This is a genomic window from Streptomyces sp. TAA204, assembly GCF_000424965.1.
The window spans coordinates 159112-173933 of the sequence record NZ_KE384281.1 but is presented as its reverse complement, the minus strand read 5'-3'; the positions used below and the strand labels follow the sequence as shown (position 1 = coordinate 173933).

At 72.7% G+C, this 14822-nt stretch carries 14 protein-coding genes; 11 read left to right on the top strand and 3 right to left on the bottom strand.

Annotated features, from left to right (window positions below):
• Window positions 1-14 precede the first annotated feature (14 nt).
• Window positions 15-248, bottom strand: a complete 234-nt coding sequence (locus H343_RS0125375) for an Lrp/AsnC ligand binding domain-containing protein (protein ID WP_028433414.1) — start codon at window positions 246-248, stop codon at window positions 15-17.
• Between the two features lie 230 nt (window positions 249-478).
• On the opposite strand from H343_RS0125375, the gene H343_RS32840 reads away from it, so the two are divergent.
• The gene (locus tag H343_RS32840) at window positions 479-1498 is read left to right on the top strand and encodes a thiamine-phosphate kinase (RefSeq protein ID WP_037905110.1); all 1020 of its coding nucleotides are present in this window, start codon (window positions 479-481) and stop codon (window positions 1496-1498) included.
• Between the two features lie 38 nt (window positions 1499-1536).
• A complete protein-coding gene (gene thiD, locus H343_RS0125365) occupies window positions 1537-2505 on the top strand; it encodes a bifunctional hydroxymethylpyrimidine kinase/phosphomethylpyrimidine kinase (RefSeq protein ID WP_078506102.1) in 969 nt (322 codons plus the stop codon).
• A gap of 157 nt (window positions 2506-2662) precedes the next feature.
• Here the strand turns inward: thiD and rpmB are convergent, their stop codons facing one another.
• Window positions 2663-2848, bottom strand: a complete 186-nt coding sequence (rpmB, locus tag H343_RS0125360; protein ID WP_028433412.1) for a 50S ribosomal protein L28 — start codon at window positions 2846-2848, stop codon at window positions 2663-2665.
• A gap of 285 nt (window positions 2849-3133) precedes the next feature.
• On the opposite strand from rpmB, the gene H343_RS0125355 reads away from it, so the two are divergent.
• The 9 genes from H343_RS0125355 (at window position 3134) to mutM (ending at window position 13493) form a co-directional block, all read left to right on the top strand.
• On the top strand, window positions 3134-4945 hold the full coding sequence (locus H343_RS0125355; RefSeq protein WP_028433411.1) for a DAK2 domain-containing protein: 1812 nt from the start codon (window positions 3134-3136) through the stop codon (window positions 4943-4945).
• An 84-nt stretch (window positions 4946-5029) separates the two neighbouring features.
• Entirely contained in the window at window positions 5030-8182 is a 3153-nt protein-coding gene (locus H343_RS0125350) for a helicase-related protein (RefSeq protein WP_028433410.1), read from the top strand.
• 117 nt (window positions 8183-8299) lie between these two features.
• Window positions 8300-8899, top strand: a complete 600-nt coding sequence (gene rsmD / locus H343_RS0125345; protein WP_028433409.1) for a 16S rRNA (guanine(966)-N(2))-methyltransferase RsmD — start codon at window positions 8300-8302, stop codon at window positions 8897-8899.
• A 56-nt stretch (window positions 8900-8955) separates the two neighbouring features.
• The gene (gene coaD / locus H343_RS0125340) at window positions 8956-9435 is read left to right on the top strand and encodes a pantetheine-phosphate adenylyltransferase (protein ID WP_028433408.1); all 480 of its coding nucleotides are present in this window, start codon (window positions 8956-8958) and stop codon (window positions 9433-9435) included.
• Window positions 9436-9506: 71 nt separating this feature from the next.
• Window positions 9507-10634, top strand: coding sequence for a hypothetical protein (locus H343_RS0125335; protein WP_028433407.1), 1128 nt, complete (start codon window positions 9507-9509; stop codon window positions 10632-10634).
• Between the two features lie 99 nt (window positions 10635-10733).
• Window positions 10734-11387, top strand: coding sequence for a DUF177 domain-containing protein (locus tag H343_RS0125330; protein WP_078506100.1), 654 nt, complete (start codon window positions 10734-10736; stop codon window positions 11385-11387).
• A 2-nt stretch (window positions 11388-11389) separates the two neighbouring features.
• The gene (gene rpmF / locus H343_RS0125325) at window positions 11390-11563 is read left to right on the top strand and encodes a 50S ribosomal protein L32 (protein ID WP_028433405.1); all 174 of its coding nucleotides are present in this window, start codon (window positions 11390-11392) and stop codon (window positions 11561-11563) included.
• Between the two features lie 19 nt (window positions 11564-11582).
• Window positions 11583-12395: a ribonuclease III gene (gene rnc / locus H343_RS0125320; protein WP_078506099.1), complete on the top strand. Its 813-nt coding sequence runs from the start codon at window positions 11583-11585 to the stop codon at window positions 12393-12395.
• Between the two features lie 129 nt (window positions 12396-12524).
• The gene (gene mutM / locus H343_RS32835; protein ID WP_051266016.1) at window positions 12525-13493 is read left to right on the top strand and encodes a bifunctional DNA-formamidopyrimidine glycosylase/DNA-(apurinic or apyrimidinic site) lyase; all 969 of its coding nucleotides are present in this window, start codon (window positions 12525-12527) and stop codon (window positions 13491-13493) included.
• A gap of 294 nt (window positions 13494-13787) precedes the next feature.
• On the opposite strand, the gene H343_RS0125310 is transcribed toward mutM, so the two are convergent.
• On the bottom strand, window positions 13788-14573 hold the full coding sequence (locus H343_RS0125310) for a CAP domain-containing protein (RefSeq protein WP_037905106.1): 786 nt from the start codon (window positions 14571-14573) through the stop codon (window positions 13788-13790).
• Window positions 14574-14822 lie beyond the last annotated feature (249 nt).

Genomic DNA, 14822 nt, shown 5'->3' with positions numbered 1-14822 from the left:
AGCATACGGGGGAGCTAGAGATGAACGATCGGGCAGGTCAGCGTCCGCGTGATGCCGTCCACCTTCTGGATCTTGGCGACGACCATGCGTCCGAGCTCGTCGACGCTGTCGGCCTGCGCGCGAACGATCACGTCGTAGGGGCCGGTCACATCCTCGGCGTGCAGAATGCCCGGAAGCTTGGCGATGACGTCGGCGACGACGGACGCCTTGCCGACCTCGGTCTGGATCAGGATGTAGGCCTGTACCACGGAACCTCCAGGGCGGCTTCGAGGATCATGGGTGGAGAGGGGACGCCACGGTATCGCGTAGCTGCTACCGCGCGGGAGACCCGCAGCACCGTCGGTGACGGCAGATCGGCGGTTCCGGGACCGGAGCGGCCGCACCGTGCGGTGCGTTCGCTCCGGCGCGGTGCGCGGGGGCGTACCGCGGACGGCTTCGCGGGGATCAGGCGGACGGCGACGGGCGAAGGGGCAGGGCGATGCATCTGAGCGGGCAGTACGGGGATCACTACGGGGGCGGCCGCCCACGCACGCCCGGTACCGTCGGGGAGCTCGGAGAGTTCGGCCTGATCCGGGAGTTGACGTCCCGGCTGACCACCACACCCGCCGTACGCGTCGGCCCCGGCGACGACGCCGCGGTGGTCTCCGCCCCGGACCGCAGGGTCGTCGCGACGACGGACATCCTGCTCGAGGGACGGCACTTCCGGCGTGACTGGTCCACGGCCTACGACGTCGGGCGCAAGGCCGCCGCGCAGAACCTCGCCGACATCGCGGCGATGGGCGCCGTGCCCACGGCGCTGCTGCTCGGCCTCGTCGTCCCCGCCGGACTCCCCGCGAACTGGCCCGTGGAGCTCATGGACGGCATCCGCGACGAGGCGCAGGTCGCCGCCGCGGCCGTCGTAGGCGGCGACGTCGTACGCGGCGAGACCATCACCGTCTCCATCACGGCGCTCGGCGACCTGCGCAACATGGAGCCGGTCACCCGCTTCGGAGCGCGCCCCGGCGACATCGTCGCCGTCACCGGCTGGCTGGGCTGGTCGGCGGCCGGGCACGCGGTGCTCTCCCGCGGTTTCCGCTCGCCGCGCGCCTTCGTCGAGGCGCACCGCCGTCCCGAGCCGCCGTACCACGCCGGGCCGGCGGCGGCCGGGCTCGGCGCCACCTCGATGACCGACGTGAGCGACGGACTGGTGGCCGACCTCGGGCACATCGCTGAGGCCAGCAAGGTCCGTATCGACCTGCGCTCGGCCGACCTGGACGTGCCCGCGCAGATGTCGGACATCGGCCAGGCCGTCGGCGTCGATCCGCTGCACTGGGTGCTCACCGGCGGCGAGGACCACGCCCTGGTGGCGACCTTCCCCGCGGACGCGAAGCTCCCCGCCCGCTGGCGCAAGATCGGGGACGTGCTCGCGTCGAGGGGGCAGCCGCAGGTGACGGTGGACGGCGCCCCGTGGAGGAAGGCCGGCGGCTGGGACCACTTCGGCGGCGACGAGGAGACCTGAGAGGTGGGCCGCGGCGGGCGTGCCGCTACTGTCTGGGCATGGACACACCGCCCCCGCCCGAACACGACCCGCACTCCGGACAGCACGCCCCCGGGCCCAGGGCCGGCGGCACCGCGCCGTCCGCGCCCGCCAGGGTGCTGACCGTCGCCGGTTCCGACTCCGGTGGCGGCGCGGGCATCCAGGCGGACCTGAAGACGATGCTGGCGCTGGGCACCCACGGCATGAGCGTCGTCGCCGCCGTCACCGCGCAGAATTCCGTCGGCGTGCAGGGCTATTGGGAGCTTCCGGCGGAGGCGGTACGCGCCCAGTTCCGCAGCGTCGTCGACGACATCGGCGTACAGGCGGTCAAGACCGGCATGCTGGCGTCGGCGGAACTGGTCGAGACGGTGGCCGGGCTGCTGGCCGGGTCGGGAGCGCCCGTCGTCGTCGACCCGGTGGGTGTCTCCAAGCACGGCGACTCCCTGCTCGCGCAGGAGGCCGTGGACTCCGTCCGCACCAAGCTGCTGCCGACGGCGACCGTCGTCACACCCAACCTGAACGAGGTCACCCAGCTCACGGGCGTACGCGTCACCGACGAGGCCGGCATGCGGGAAGCAGCGGCGGCCATGCTCGCCCACGGGCCGAAGTGGGCGCTGATCAAGGGCGGGCACCTGCCCGCGGGGGCTTTGCCGGCTTCGGAGGCTTCGGGGCCTTCGGGGCCCGCAGGGTCTGCCGGGTCGGCACGGCCGCTCCTCGGCGAGGCCGTCGACCTGCTCACGGACGGCGACGAGGAGCACTGGCTGCGCGCCGCCCGTCACGACAACCGGCACACGCACGGCACCGGCTGCACGCTCGCCAGCGCGCTGGCGGCGCTGCTGGCACGGGGGCGGACCGTGCCGGAGGCAGCGGCCGGGGCGAAGGCATACGTCACGGGAGCGATCGAGGCGGGATTTCCGCTGGGGACCGGGCTGGGCCCCGTGGACCACGCCTGGAACCTGCGGCGGCGCGAGCGTGCGGAGGGGCTCTGAGGGGGCCGGCTGAGGAGGCAGGCGGAGCAGGGCGGCTGAGGGGCCCCGCGTGCGCGCTCCCGCCGGACGTGTGCGCGTGGGGGCACGCACAAAGCCGGCCCGTCGCTGGACGGACCGGCTGTGACAGCAGCCAGCGAGGTGGCCGCGCTGCGTTACGTCAGCGCGAGACCTTGCCGGCCTTGATGCACGAGGTGCAGGCGTTGAGGCGCTTCGGCGTCCCGTTGACCACGGCACGCACGCGCTGGATGTTCGGGTTCCAGCGGCGCGGGGTGCGGCGGTGCGAGTGGGAAATGCTGTTGCCGAAGCTGGGCCCCTTGCCGCAGACGTCGCAGTTGGCAGCCACGGGTCACTCCAAAGACTTCAGATGCACGTACGGAAAATCCCGGGCGAGACGCAGGCACAGTGAAAGACCGGCACTGCCAGGGAGGACATGAGCCCGATACTCATCAGGCAACCGGAGCAGCATACAACGCCCGCTCTTGAACAGTGAAACCAGCTCAGGAGCCGGGCTCCACCGCGAGTGTCCCGGGGCGGCCGGGGAACAAGCACGGTGCCACGCGCGTTCCCGCGTCCGCTCTCCCCCAGCCCTCGGGAACCGCCCACGTCACAGCCCGCAGGAGGTCCTCACGTGCCGCACCCGTTCGACTCCGCCGCGGTACGGGCATGGATCTCGCTCGCCCTGGAGGTGCTCGGCGAGGGCCGCGAGGAGATCGACGCGATCAACGTCTTCCCCGTCGCCGACGGCGACACCGGCACCAACCTCCTGCGCACCCTGGACGCCGCGGCGCGCGGCCTCGGCCCCGGAGCGCAGACGCCGGGTCCCGCGTCACCGGAGCTGCGGGCCCTGGCGCGCGGGGCGCTGCTCGGCGCGTGCGGCAACTCCGGCACGATCCTGGCCCAGTTGCTGCGCGGCATGGCGGAGGCGTACGGGGAGGCGGAGTCGGACCCGGGCCGGGGCGGAGCGGGCGACGGGTCCGGACCCGCACGTGACGGGCGGCTGCTGGCCGCCGCGCTGCGGCGTGCCGCGCAGTCCGCGTACGAGGCCGTGGCCCGGCCCGTTGAGGGGACGATGCTCACCGTCGCGAGGGCCGCGGCCGACTCCGCCGAGCGTGCGGCGGCCGGCACCGCCGGGTCGGCCGGGTCGGCCGGGCAGGGGACACCGGCGGCGGAGGGCGGAGCGGCCGACGGCGCCGCGGAGGTGGCACGCGAGGCACACCAGGGCGCCGTCACCGCGCTGTCGGAGACGACCGGACAGCTTGAAGCACTCCGTCTGGCCGGGGTCGTCGATGCCGGGGGCAGCGGTCTCGTCGCGGTGCTCGGCGCGCTGGCCCGTGTGCTCGCGGGCCCGGGCCCGGGTCCGGACGCGGACTCCGGCGCCGCGCGGGAGCACCGTCCGCTCGTGCGGCTGCCGACCGGGCCGGCGGAGGACGGTACGGGCGGGCAGGAGCCGCCCGACGGGGACCCCGCGTTCGAGGTGATGTATCTCCTGGACGCGGACGAGGCGGCGGTGACCGTCCTGCGCGAACGGCTCGACGGGCTGGGTGACTCCCTCGTCGTCGGCGGCGGCGACGGACTGTGGAGCGTGCACGTGCACGTGGACGACGCCGGTGCGGCCGTCGAGGCGGGCGTCACAGCGGGACGGCCCCACCGCATCCGCATCAGCCACCTCGCACGGGGAGAGCCCCGCGCCTCCTGCGGGCCGGAGAGTGCCACGTACCCCGCCGCGCCCTCGGCCCCCGCGCCCTCGGCCCCCGCGCCCGCCGTCCCCGCGCCCTCCGAAGGGCGCGCCGTCGTCGCCGTCGTGCACGGAGACGGTCTCGCCGCGCTGTGCGCGGAAGCGGGTGCCGTGGTCGTACGGGCCGGGGAAGCCGTCGGCGGCGAGGCGCTGCCCGCGGCCGTCCGCGCCTGCGGCGCCGCGGAGGTCGTGCTGCTGCCCAACGACGCCGAACTGCACGCGTGCGCGGCACGCGCCGCCGAGGAGGCCCGCACCGGCGGACCGGGCATACGCGTCGCCGTCGTCCCCACCCGCGCCGCCGTGCAGGGCATAGCCGCCCTCGCCGTGCACGATCCGCGGCGCCCCTTCGACGACGACGTCGTCTCCATGACGGCCGCGGCCGGAGCCACCCGCTACGGCGAGGTGACCGTCGCCGAACGCCGTTCCTGGACGACGGCGGGCGTCTGCCAGGCCGGTGACGTCCTCGGACTGGTGGAGGGTGACGTCGCCGTGATCGGTTCCGACGTGCCCCGTACGGCAGCCGAGGTGCTGGAGCGGATGCTCGCCGCGGGCGGGGAGATGGTCACGCTGGTGCTCGGCGAGGCGGCGCCGGAGGGCCTGGCGGCCCGCCTGGAGGAGCAGGTGCGAAGCGGCCATCTCGCCGTCGACACCGTCGTCCACGAGGGACGGCAGAGCGGCTCGCCGCTGCTGATCGGCGTCGAGTGACGCCGTGGCCGTCCGGGCGCGGCCGTCCGTGGGGAACGGCCGGGGTGCCGCAATACCCCGGTCCTGTCACCGCCATGGTGTGCAATGGGGGACGTGCCCGCGCTCGATGAACCACTGAAGAAGATCCTCGGCGGCAACACCGCGAAAGTGATGGCCGAACACCTCGACCTGCACACGGTCGGTGACCTCCTCCACCACTACCCCCGGCGCTACGAGGAACGGGGCCGGCTCACACGGCTCGCGGATCTGCCGCTGGACGAGCACGTGACCGTCTTCGCCCAGGTCGCCAAGTCGGCCGTCCACAAGTTCAACCGGGGCAGGGGCCAGCGCCTCGAAGTCGTACTCACCGACGGCAGCGGCCAGTTGCAGCTCGTCTTCTTCGGGCGCGGCATCTTCAAGCCGCAGAAGGATCTCCAGCCGGGCCGCCGTGCGATGTTTGCGGGCAAGGTGGGCGTCTTCAACCGCCGCCTGCAGCTCGCGCATCCGCAGTACGAACTCCTCGGTACCGGCAGCGACGAGGAGGACGTCGACGCCTTCGCCAACAGGCTGATGCCGATCTATCCGGCCGTCGCGCAGATGGCCTCCTGGAAGATCGCGAAAGCCGTGCAGATGGTGCTGGCCTCCATGGAGGCCACGCGCTGGGACGGGCTCGCCGACCCCCTTCCGTCCGGCGTCCGCGAGGAGCGCCGGCTGATCCCGCTGTCCGACGCGTTCGAGAAGGTGCACAGGCCGCGCACCAAGGCCGACGTCGCCGAGGCGCGGGACCGCCTGAAGTGGGACGAGGCGTTCGTCCTCCAGGTCGCCCTCGCCCGCCGCCGCCTCGCCGACACCCAGCTGCCCGCCCTGGCACGCGTCCCGGTCGAGGGCGGCCTGCTGGACGCCTTCGACGCGAAGCTGCCCTTCACCCTCACCGAGGGCCAGCGCCACGTCAGCCGCGAGATCTTCGACGGCCTCGCGGCCGAACACCCCATGCACCGGCTGCTGCAGGGCGAGGTGGGGTCCGGCAAGGCCCAGCCGCTGGACGCGCTCGTGCTCACCCCCGCGGGCTTCCGGCCGATGGGGACGATCGGCGTCGGCGACGAAGTGATCACCCCCTCGGGGGAGCCGGCCGTCGTCGAGGGCGTCTTCCCCCAGGGGGAGCGCGAGGTGTGGCGGCTGGAACTCACCGACGGCAGCACCGTCGAGTGCGACGACGAACATCTGTGGCTGGTGGGCACCGGCGACGCTCCGCCCTCGCTCGGCGGCGGGGGCGGGGCCTCGCGGGAGGGCGGCGCACGCGGGGCGGACCCTCAGGTGCTGACCACGAGGGAGATCAGGAACGACCTCACCGCACCCGACGGTTCACCGAAGTGGTGCCTCCCCGAAGCCGTCCCCGTGGACCTGGGCGCCCCCGCGGACGTACCCGAGGACCCCTACGGGACGGGCCTGGGCCTCGCCTCCCGCGACGCCGGCCACGTACCGCGCCCGTACCTGGAGAACTCCGTCAAGAACAGGCTCGCGGTGCTCCAGGGACTCCTGGACGCGCGCGGTGAGGCGGGGGACGACCCGCGGCAGGGCATCATCTTCCGTTCGGCGTCGGCGCCGCTCGTGGACGACGCCGCCTGGCTCGCGCGCTCCGTCGGGGGCCACGCGCGTACCTGCGCCTCCCCGGAGGGCACCTTCGGCGTCCGCGTCCATCTCCCGCCGCAGCACGGGCCGTTCCGCCCGGAGAGCGGCTCCGGGGCGGGCGGCGAGCACCCCGTGCCCACCCGCCGCATCCGCGCCGTGGAGTACGTGGGACGCAGACCGGCGCAGTGCATCAGCGTGCGCCATCCCGACCGTGCCTACGTCACGGACAACTTCACCGTCACGCACAACACCATGGTCGCGCTGCGCGCGATGCTGACCGTCGTCGACAGCGGGGGCCAGGCGGCCCTTCTCGCCCCGACAGAGGTCCTCGCCCAGCAGCACCACCGCTCGGTCACGGAGATGATGGGCGAACTGGCCGAGGGCGGCATGCTCGGCGGAGCCGAACAGGGCACGAAGGTCGTGCTGCTCACCGGCTCCATGGGCGCGGCCGCCCGCAGGCAGGCCCTGCTGGACCTGACCACCGGCGAGGCCGGCATCGTCATCGGCACGCACGCCCTCATCGAGGACAAGGTCCGCTTCCACGACCTCGGCCTCGTCGTCGTCGACGAGCAGCACCGCTTCGGCGTCGAGCAGCGCGACGCGCTGCGCTCCAAGGGAACCCAGCCGCCGCACCTGCTGGTGATGACGGCGACGCCCATTCCGCGCACCGTCGCCATGACGGTCTTCGGCGATCTGGAGACCTCGGTGCTCGACCAGCTCCCGGCAGGGCGCTCGCCCATCGCCAGCCACGTGGTGCCCGTCCGGGACAAGCCGCACTTCCTCACCCGTACGTGGGAGCGCGTAAGGGAGGAGACGGAGGCCGGGCACCAGACGTACGTCGTCTGCCCGCGCATCGGTGACGAGGAGCAGCCCCCTTCGCATTCGAAGGGGAAGGCCAAGGGCAGGGCAGGACAGCGGCCCGACGCCGCGGACGAGGAGGCGGCGGCGCGGGAGACCGCGGCGGAGCGGGCCGCGGACGGTACGGCGGACGGGACGGCGGAGGACGCCGACAAGCGTCCGCCGCTCGCCGTCCTCGACATCGCGGCGGAACTGGGCGAGGGCCCGCTGGCCGGCCTGCGTGTGGCGGCCCTGCACGGACGTATGCAGCCCGAGGCCAAGGACGAGGTGATGCGCCGCTTCGCCGGGGGAGAGCTCGACGTCCTGGTGGCCACGACCGTCATCGAGGTCGGGGTCAACGTCCCCAACGCCACCGTCATGGTCATCATGGACGCCGACCGGTTCGGCGTCTCCCAGCTCCACCAGCTGCGCGGACGCGTCGGCCGCGGTGCGGCCGCCGGCCTGTGCCTGCTGGTCACCGAAGCGCCCGGGGCGGGGCCGGCGCGCGCCCGTCTGGAGGCCGTCGCCGGCACCCTGGACGGCTTCGAGCTCTCCCGCATCGACCTGGAGCAGCGCCGCGAGGGGGACGTGCTGGGCCAGGCGCAGTCGGGCGTGCGGTCGTCGCTGAAGATGCTCGCGGTGATCGAGGACGAGGAGATCATCGAGGCCGCCCGCGGGGCGGCGACCGCCCTCGTCGCCGACGACCCGGAGCTTGAGCGCCAGCCGGAGCTGCGTACGGCGCTGGCAGCCCTGCTGGACCAGGAGCGCGAGGACTACCTCGACAAGGGCTGAACCGCGCGTCCCCGCCGCCGCCGTGCGATCCTCGATCCCGGAGAGACGCCGGTGAACGGGGCCCCGGGACCCGGCCGCCCCTCCGGCACGCCACGACTGGACGAAGGGCTTCGCACCATGACCCGCGTGATCGCAGGCGCCGTCGGCGGCAGGCGGCTGACCGTGCCGCCGGGCCAGGGCACCCGGCCCACCTCCGACCGCGCGCGCGAGGGCATGTTCTCCAGCTGGGAGGCCCAGTTGGGCGGCGCGGCGGCATGGCGGGGAACCCGCGTGCTCGACCTGTACGGCGGCTCGGGCGCGGTCGGCCTGGAGGCGCTCTCGCGCGGAGCGGCGCACGTACTGCTTGTCGAGTCGGACGCGCGGGCCGCCCGCACGATCCGGCAGAACGTCCGTGAGCTGGGGCTGCCCGGCGCGGAGGTCCGGCATGCCAAGGCTGAGCAGACCGTCTCCGGCCCCGCTCCGGACGCCCCCTACGACCTGGTCTTCCTCGACCCGCCCTACGCCCTGGCCGACGAGCAGGTGCGGGAGATCCTGCTCACACTCCGGTCAGGTGACTGGCTGGCGGACGAAGCCCTCGCCACGGTGGAACGAAGCACCAGGGGCGGTGAATTCCGCTGGCCCGGCGGCTTCGAGGGGCTCCGGTCGCGGCGTTACGGCGAAGGGACGCTCTGGTACGGTCGCGCCGCTGCCAACGGAGTTACTCCCGAGTCATGTTGACCTCCACCGGGGACGCCGCACCGGCCCCCGATCGTCCGGAGAGCGAGGAAACACCAGTGCGTCGCGCAGTCTGTCCGGGATCTTTCGATCCCGTCACCAATGGACACCTCGACATCATCGGCCGTGCCTCCAAGCTCTACGACTCGGTCTACGTGGCCGTGATGATCAACAACTCCAAGCAGGGACTCTTCTCGGTCGACGAGCGGATAGACCTCATCCATGAGGTGACCGCGGGCTTCGGCAATGTCCGCGTGGAGGCCTTCCACGGCCTGCTCGTCGACTTCTGCAAGGACCGCGACATCCCCGCGATCGTCAAGGGCCTGCGCGCCGTCTCGGACTTCGACTACGAGCTGCAGATGGCCCAGATGAACAACGGCCTCACCGGCGTGGAGACGCTCTTCGTGCCGACCAACCCCACCCACAGCTTCCTCTCCTCCAGCCTGGTCAAGGAGGTCGCCACCTGGGGCGGCGACGTCTCGCACCTGGTTCCCGAGCCGGTGCGGCGCGCTCTGGCCGAGCGGCTCGCCAAGCCCTGAACCCCCGCCGGGCGGGCGGGCCCGGGGCATCGGCTGTCGACTTCGGTGCCTGTGGCCGTACAGTCACTTCCGTGGACGTTCAGCAGAAACTCGACGAGATCGTGACGGCCGTGGACAGCGCGCGCTCGATGCCCATGTCGGCCTCATGCGTGGTGAACCGAGCCGAACTGCTCGCCATGCTCCAGGAAGTGCGCGACGCGCTGCCCGGCTCCCTCGCCCAGGCCGAGCAACTTCTCGGCGGCCGTGAGCAGATGGTCGCCGAGGCGCAGGCCGAGGCGCAGCGCATCATCGAATCCGGGCACGCGGAGCGCGGTTCGCTGGTCTCCGGCACGGAGGTCGTACGCCAGGCACAGGCCGAGGCGGAGCAGCTGCTGGCGGGGGCCCGGCAGGAGGCGGCGGAGATCCGCGCTGAGGCCGACGACTACGTCGACAGCAAGCTCGCCAACTTCGAGGTCGTGCTCAGCAAGACGATCGGTTCCGTCGAGCGCGGCCGCGAGAAGCTGCTCGGCAGCGGCCCCGGCTCCGAGGAGTGGAACGAGGAGTACGCCGAGGACGCGCCCGAGCGCTCCACCGACCCCCGGGAGCTGCGGGAGCGGGCCGACAACTACGTCGACGCCCGCCTCGGCTCCGTCGCGGCAGTGCTCACCAAGACCCTCGAAGCCGTCGGCAGGGGCCGCACCAAACTTCTCGGCAACCGGCCCGCCGACGAACTGGGAGCCCACATGGCCGCCCAGGACGCCGCCGCGGCGCAGGGCCGCCAGGCCAGCGACGCCGACTACATGGCAGACCTGGCCGCGATCGGCCAAACCCCCCAGCACGGCGGTTCCGGCCACGCGGCCCAGCCCGCCGTCGCTGCCGTCCCCGAGCAGCAGCCCGGCTACCAGCCGGCTGTCGCGGGGGCCGACCCGTACGCCGCCCAGCAGCAGGAGGCGTACTACGCCGGGCAGGACGCCTACGCGTACCAACAGCAGCAGTACGCCTACTACGGCCAGCAGCAGCCCGACCCGTACTACGCGTACCAGCAGGGGCAGCTCCCGCAGCACTCCTACGGACAGCAGGCCCCGCCCGAGGCCCAGGCCCAGGCCCAGGCCCAGGCCCAGCTGGAGGAGACCAGCTTCTTCGACACGAGCATGATCGACCTGGAGCAGGTGCGCGAGTACGAGGCGCGTTACGGGCAGGGGTACGGCCAGGGCGGCTGAGACTCGATTGGGTCGCCGCCGGGTCGGTCCAGTATTGTGGCTCTTCGGTCACGCGCATGTCGGCGATGACTGCTGCCCGGAGTTCCCGGCCGGGCGGCAATGCCCCACCGTAGAAAGCAGGAAGCCCTGAACGCCCGCCTCGACCCCCGTGCCCCTCTCGTGTTCGACACACGGGAACTGGGGCGTCGTCCTGGCGCGATGAAGCAGCTCTCCCGCACGGTGCCGTCCCCCGGAAAGCTCGGTGTCGAGTTCATCGGGGTGCCGGACGACGCGACGATCGACATCGAGCTCCGCCTGGAGTCGGTCATGGAGGGTGTGCTCGTCACCGGCACCGCCCGTGCACCGCTCAAGGGGGAGTGCGTAAGGTGTCTGGAGCCGCTGGAGCAGCAAAGCGAGGCGGATTTCCAGGAGCTGTTCTCCTACCCCGACGCCGACGACCGGAGCCGCCCTGGTGCGGAGACCGGTGACGACGCCGAGGAGGAGGAGACCTCCTCCCTCGAGGGCGACTATTTCGACCTCGAACCCGTGCTGCGGGACGCGGTGGTGCTGTCACTGCCGCTGCAGCCGGTGTGCCGGGACGACTGCCCCGGCCTGTGCTCCCTGTGCGGGGCACGGCTGGCCGACGACCCGGAACACGAACACGAAGACGCCGTCGACATCCGTTGGGCGGCACTGCAGGGACTCGCCGAGACCATGACGGACGGCGAGAAGGACACGCCCCGGGATTCCGGGGACGACTCACAGGAGAAGTAGCCGTGGCTGTTCCGAAGCGGAAGATGTCGCGCAGCAACACGCGCCACCGCCGGTCGCAGTGGAAGGCTGCGGTCCCGACCCTGGTGAAGTGCGAGCGCTGCCAGGAACCGAAGCAGCAGCACATCGCGTGCCCGAACTGCGGCACCTACAACAAGCGTCAGGTCCTCGAGGTCTGATCGGCTGGTGACAGGCTTCATGTCAGACGCCCGAACCCCTGGAAGCGACCGTCGCGACGGGAGCGAACCGGCGGCACGCGCGGCGGATCTGGTGGATGCGGCCTCGTCCCACGCACTTCTGGAAGGGCGGCTCGGCTATGGGCTCGAGTCCGCCCTTCTGGTGCGTGCGCTGACGCACCGCTCGTACGCGTACGAGAACGGCGGGCTGCCCACCAACGAACGTCTCGAGTTCCTCGGCGACTCCGTTCTCGGACTGGTCGTCACCGATACGCTCTACCGTCTCCACCCCGACCTCCCCGAGGGCCAGCTCGCCAAGCTGCGCGCCGCCGTGGTCAACTCGCGTGCCCTCGCCGGCGTCGCCCGCGGCCTGGAACTGGGCGCCTTCATCCGGCTCGGCCGGGGCGAGGAGGGCACCGGAGGCCGTGACAAGGCATCGATCCTGGCCGACACCCTGGAGGCCGTGATCGGCGCGGTCTACCTCGACCAGGGCCTCGATGCCGCCGGAGAGCTCATCCACCGGCTCTTCGATCCCCTGATCGAGCACTCCTCGAACCTCGGAGCCGGCCTGGACTGGAAGACCAGCCTCCAGGAGCTCACGGCCGCCGAGGGCCTGGGTGTCCCGGAGTACGCGGTCACCGAGACCGGTCCCGACCACGAGAAGATCTTCACGGCTGCTGCCCGCGTCGGTGGTGTCGCGTACGGCACCGGCACCGGCCGCAGCAAGAAGGAAGCGGAGCAGCAGGCGGCGGAGACGGCCTGGCGGGCCATCCGCGCGGCGGCGGACGAATCCGCGTCCCCGCCGGACGCCAAGGCGTCCACGCCGGGCGCCTGAGCCACCGCGACCGAGGGCAACCGCATCACCGACCCCGCAGGGGCCGCCCCGACGGGGACGGGCTCTGCGGGGCTCGTACGTACCGGGCGCGCACCCGCTCCTTCGCGCCCGCTCCAGTGAGGAGGGACCGTGCCCGAGCTGCCCGAGGTCGAAGTGGTGCGCCGGGGGCTGGAGCGCTGGGCGAGCGGCCGTACGATCGCCGGCGCCGAGGTGCTGCACCCCCGGGCCGTACGGCGCCACGCGGCAGGCGCGGCGGACTTCGCGGACCGGCTGCGCGGTCACCGCTTCGGTCCGGCGCGGCGCCGCGGCAAATATCTGTGGCTGCCCCTCGACCCCGGCTTCTGCGTGCTGGCCCACCTGGGCATGAGCGGCCAGCTCCTCGTCCAGCCGGAGGGCGCCTTTGACGAGAAGCATCTGCGGGTCCGGATCACCTTCGAGGACCCGCAGGCGGGCGAGCTGCGCTTCGTCGACCAGCGCACTTTCGGCGGTCTCTCGCTGCACCCCGAGACGCCCGTCCGTGACGCCGCCACGCGGGCAGGGCGTCCCGACGAGGGCGACACCCTCCCCGACGTGATCGCCCATATCGCCCGCGACCCGCTCGACCCCGCCTTCGACGAGGCGGCCTTCCACGCGGCGCTCCGCAGGCGCCGTACGACGGTCAAGCGCGCCCTGCTGGACCAGTCGCTGATCAGCGGGGTCGGCAACATCTACGCCGACGAGGCGCTGTGGCGGGCCAGGCTGCACTACGAGCGGCCGACCGCGACACTGACCCGGCCCCGCACCGCCGAGCTGCTCGGCCATATCCGTGACGTCATGCACGCGGCGCTGGCCGCGGGCGGCACCAGCTTCGACAGCCTCTATGTGAACGTCAACGGCGAATCCGGCTACTTCGAGCGTTCCCTGGACGCCTACGGCCGCGCGGACGAGCCCTGCCGCCGGTGCGGCACTCTCATGCGCCGCCGGCCCTGGATGAACCGCTCCAGCTACTTCTGCCCGAAGTGCCAGCCCGCGCCGCGGGCGGGGCGTGCTCCGGCCGCCGCACCCGTCGCGCCGGGGCGGGCAGGAACCGTGGCGCCGGGGCGGCCGCGACAGACGTGACCCGCCGGCAGGGAGCCGCCGGGCCTCGGCACGTACCCGCTGGGGGCAGGACACCGGAGCGGAAACGCCGAAGAGCGCCCACGGACACCCGTGGGCGCTCTTCGAGTAGCTGGCGGTGCGGCGCAACTGCCTCCCGGGACGGCTCGGTCGACGTTCACGAGCCGTCGCCCGGAGTGGAAACGGGGGAGAGCCCCGAACTCGGAGTGAGTACGGAGAGCGTCCGGGCACGCCGATGTGAGACATGCCGTCCCCGGTACGGCCCGCAGGTCAGGGCACTGCCCTGACCTGCGGACATCAGTAGCCGAAGTTCTGCGTCCACCAGGGTCCGTCGTTGCCGGAGAGGTACGCCCCGACACCGAGGGTCTGGTACTCGCAGTTGAGGATGTTGGCCCTGTGCCCCGGGCTGTCCATCCATGCCTCCATCACGGCCTCGGCGTCGGCCTGCCCACGGGCGATGTTCTCGCCGCCGAGTTCGAGAATGCCCGCGTCCTCGGCCCGGTCCCAGGGGTCCGCGCCGTCGGGGGACAGGTGGCTGAAGAAGCCCTGGGTCGCCATGTCCTTGCTGAATTCGCCCGCCAGGTCGGCCAGATCGGAATCCGCCTTGACGGAACGGCAGCCGGCGTCGCGGCGCTCCTCGTTGACCAGTTCCAGCACTTCGGCCTCGGCGATGGCCGTCGGGCTCGACGGACGGGAACTCCCGCCGCCGGAGCCCTGGCCGCCTCCGGAGCCGCCTCCGTTCCCGTTGCCCTCGCCGTTCCCGTTCCCCTTGCCGGGGTCGGAGGGCTGCGTGCTGCCGCCTCCGCCCTCGTTGCCGCCGCCGGGGTCCGGCTGCTGGGAGCCGGGGTCCTGCGGCGGCTCGGGTGTCTCCGACGGGTCGGGAGGCACGTTCTCGCCTTCCTCGTTCCCCTGGCCGCCTCCGCCGGGAGACTCCGACCCTCCCGAGGGGGAGGGCACGGTGGGAAGGTCGGCCGAGTCCTCGGGAGGCCCTCCGGCATCGACCCTGTCGCTGTACTGCGTGCCCGAGCCACCACCGGGCTGCGGAACGACTGTGGAAGCGACGGCCACTGCACCCATGGCCATCGCCGCCGACGCTCCCAGAAGTCCCGCCCGCGCCGAAAAACCGCCGCCCCTGGCTGATGGTGGGGGGGTCGGTCTGCGGTGCGAGACCCGCTGCCTCGGTCCGACGTCATAGGAATAGGTGACGACGGGCTCGGGAGCTTGGGATACGCGTCTGTGACGGCCCATCTCTCAAGTCCTCACATGTCTTCGGCTTTCTCGGCTTCCCCCGTTCGAGTGAAGCTCGCTGGGCGGGACTTTACTGGATGACAC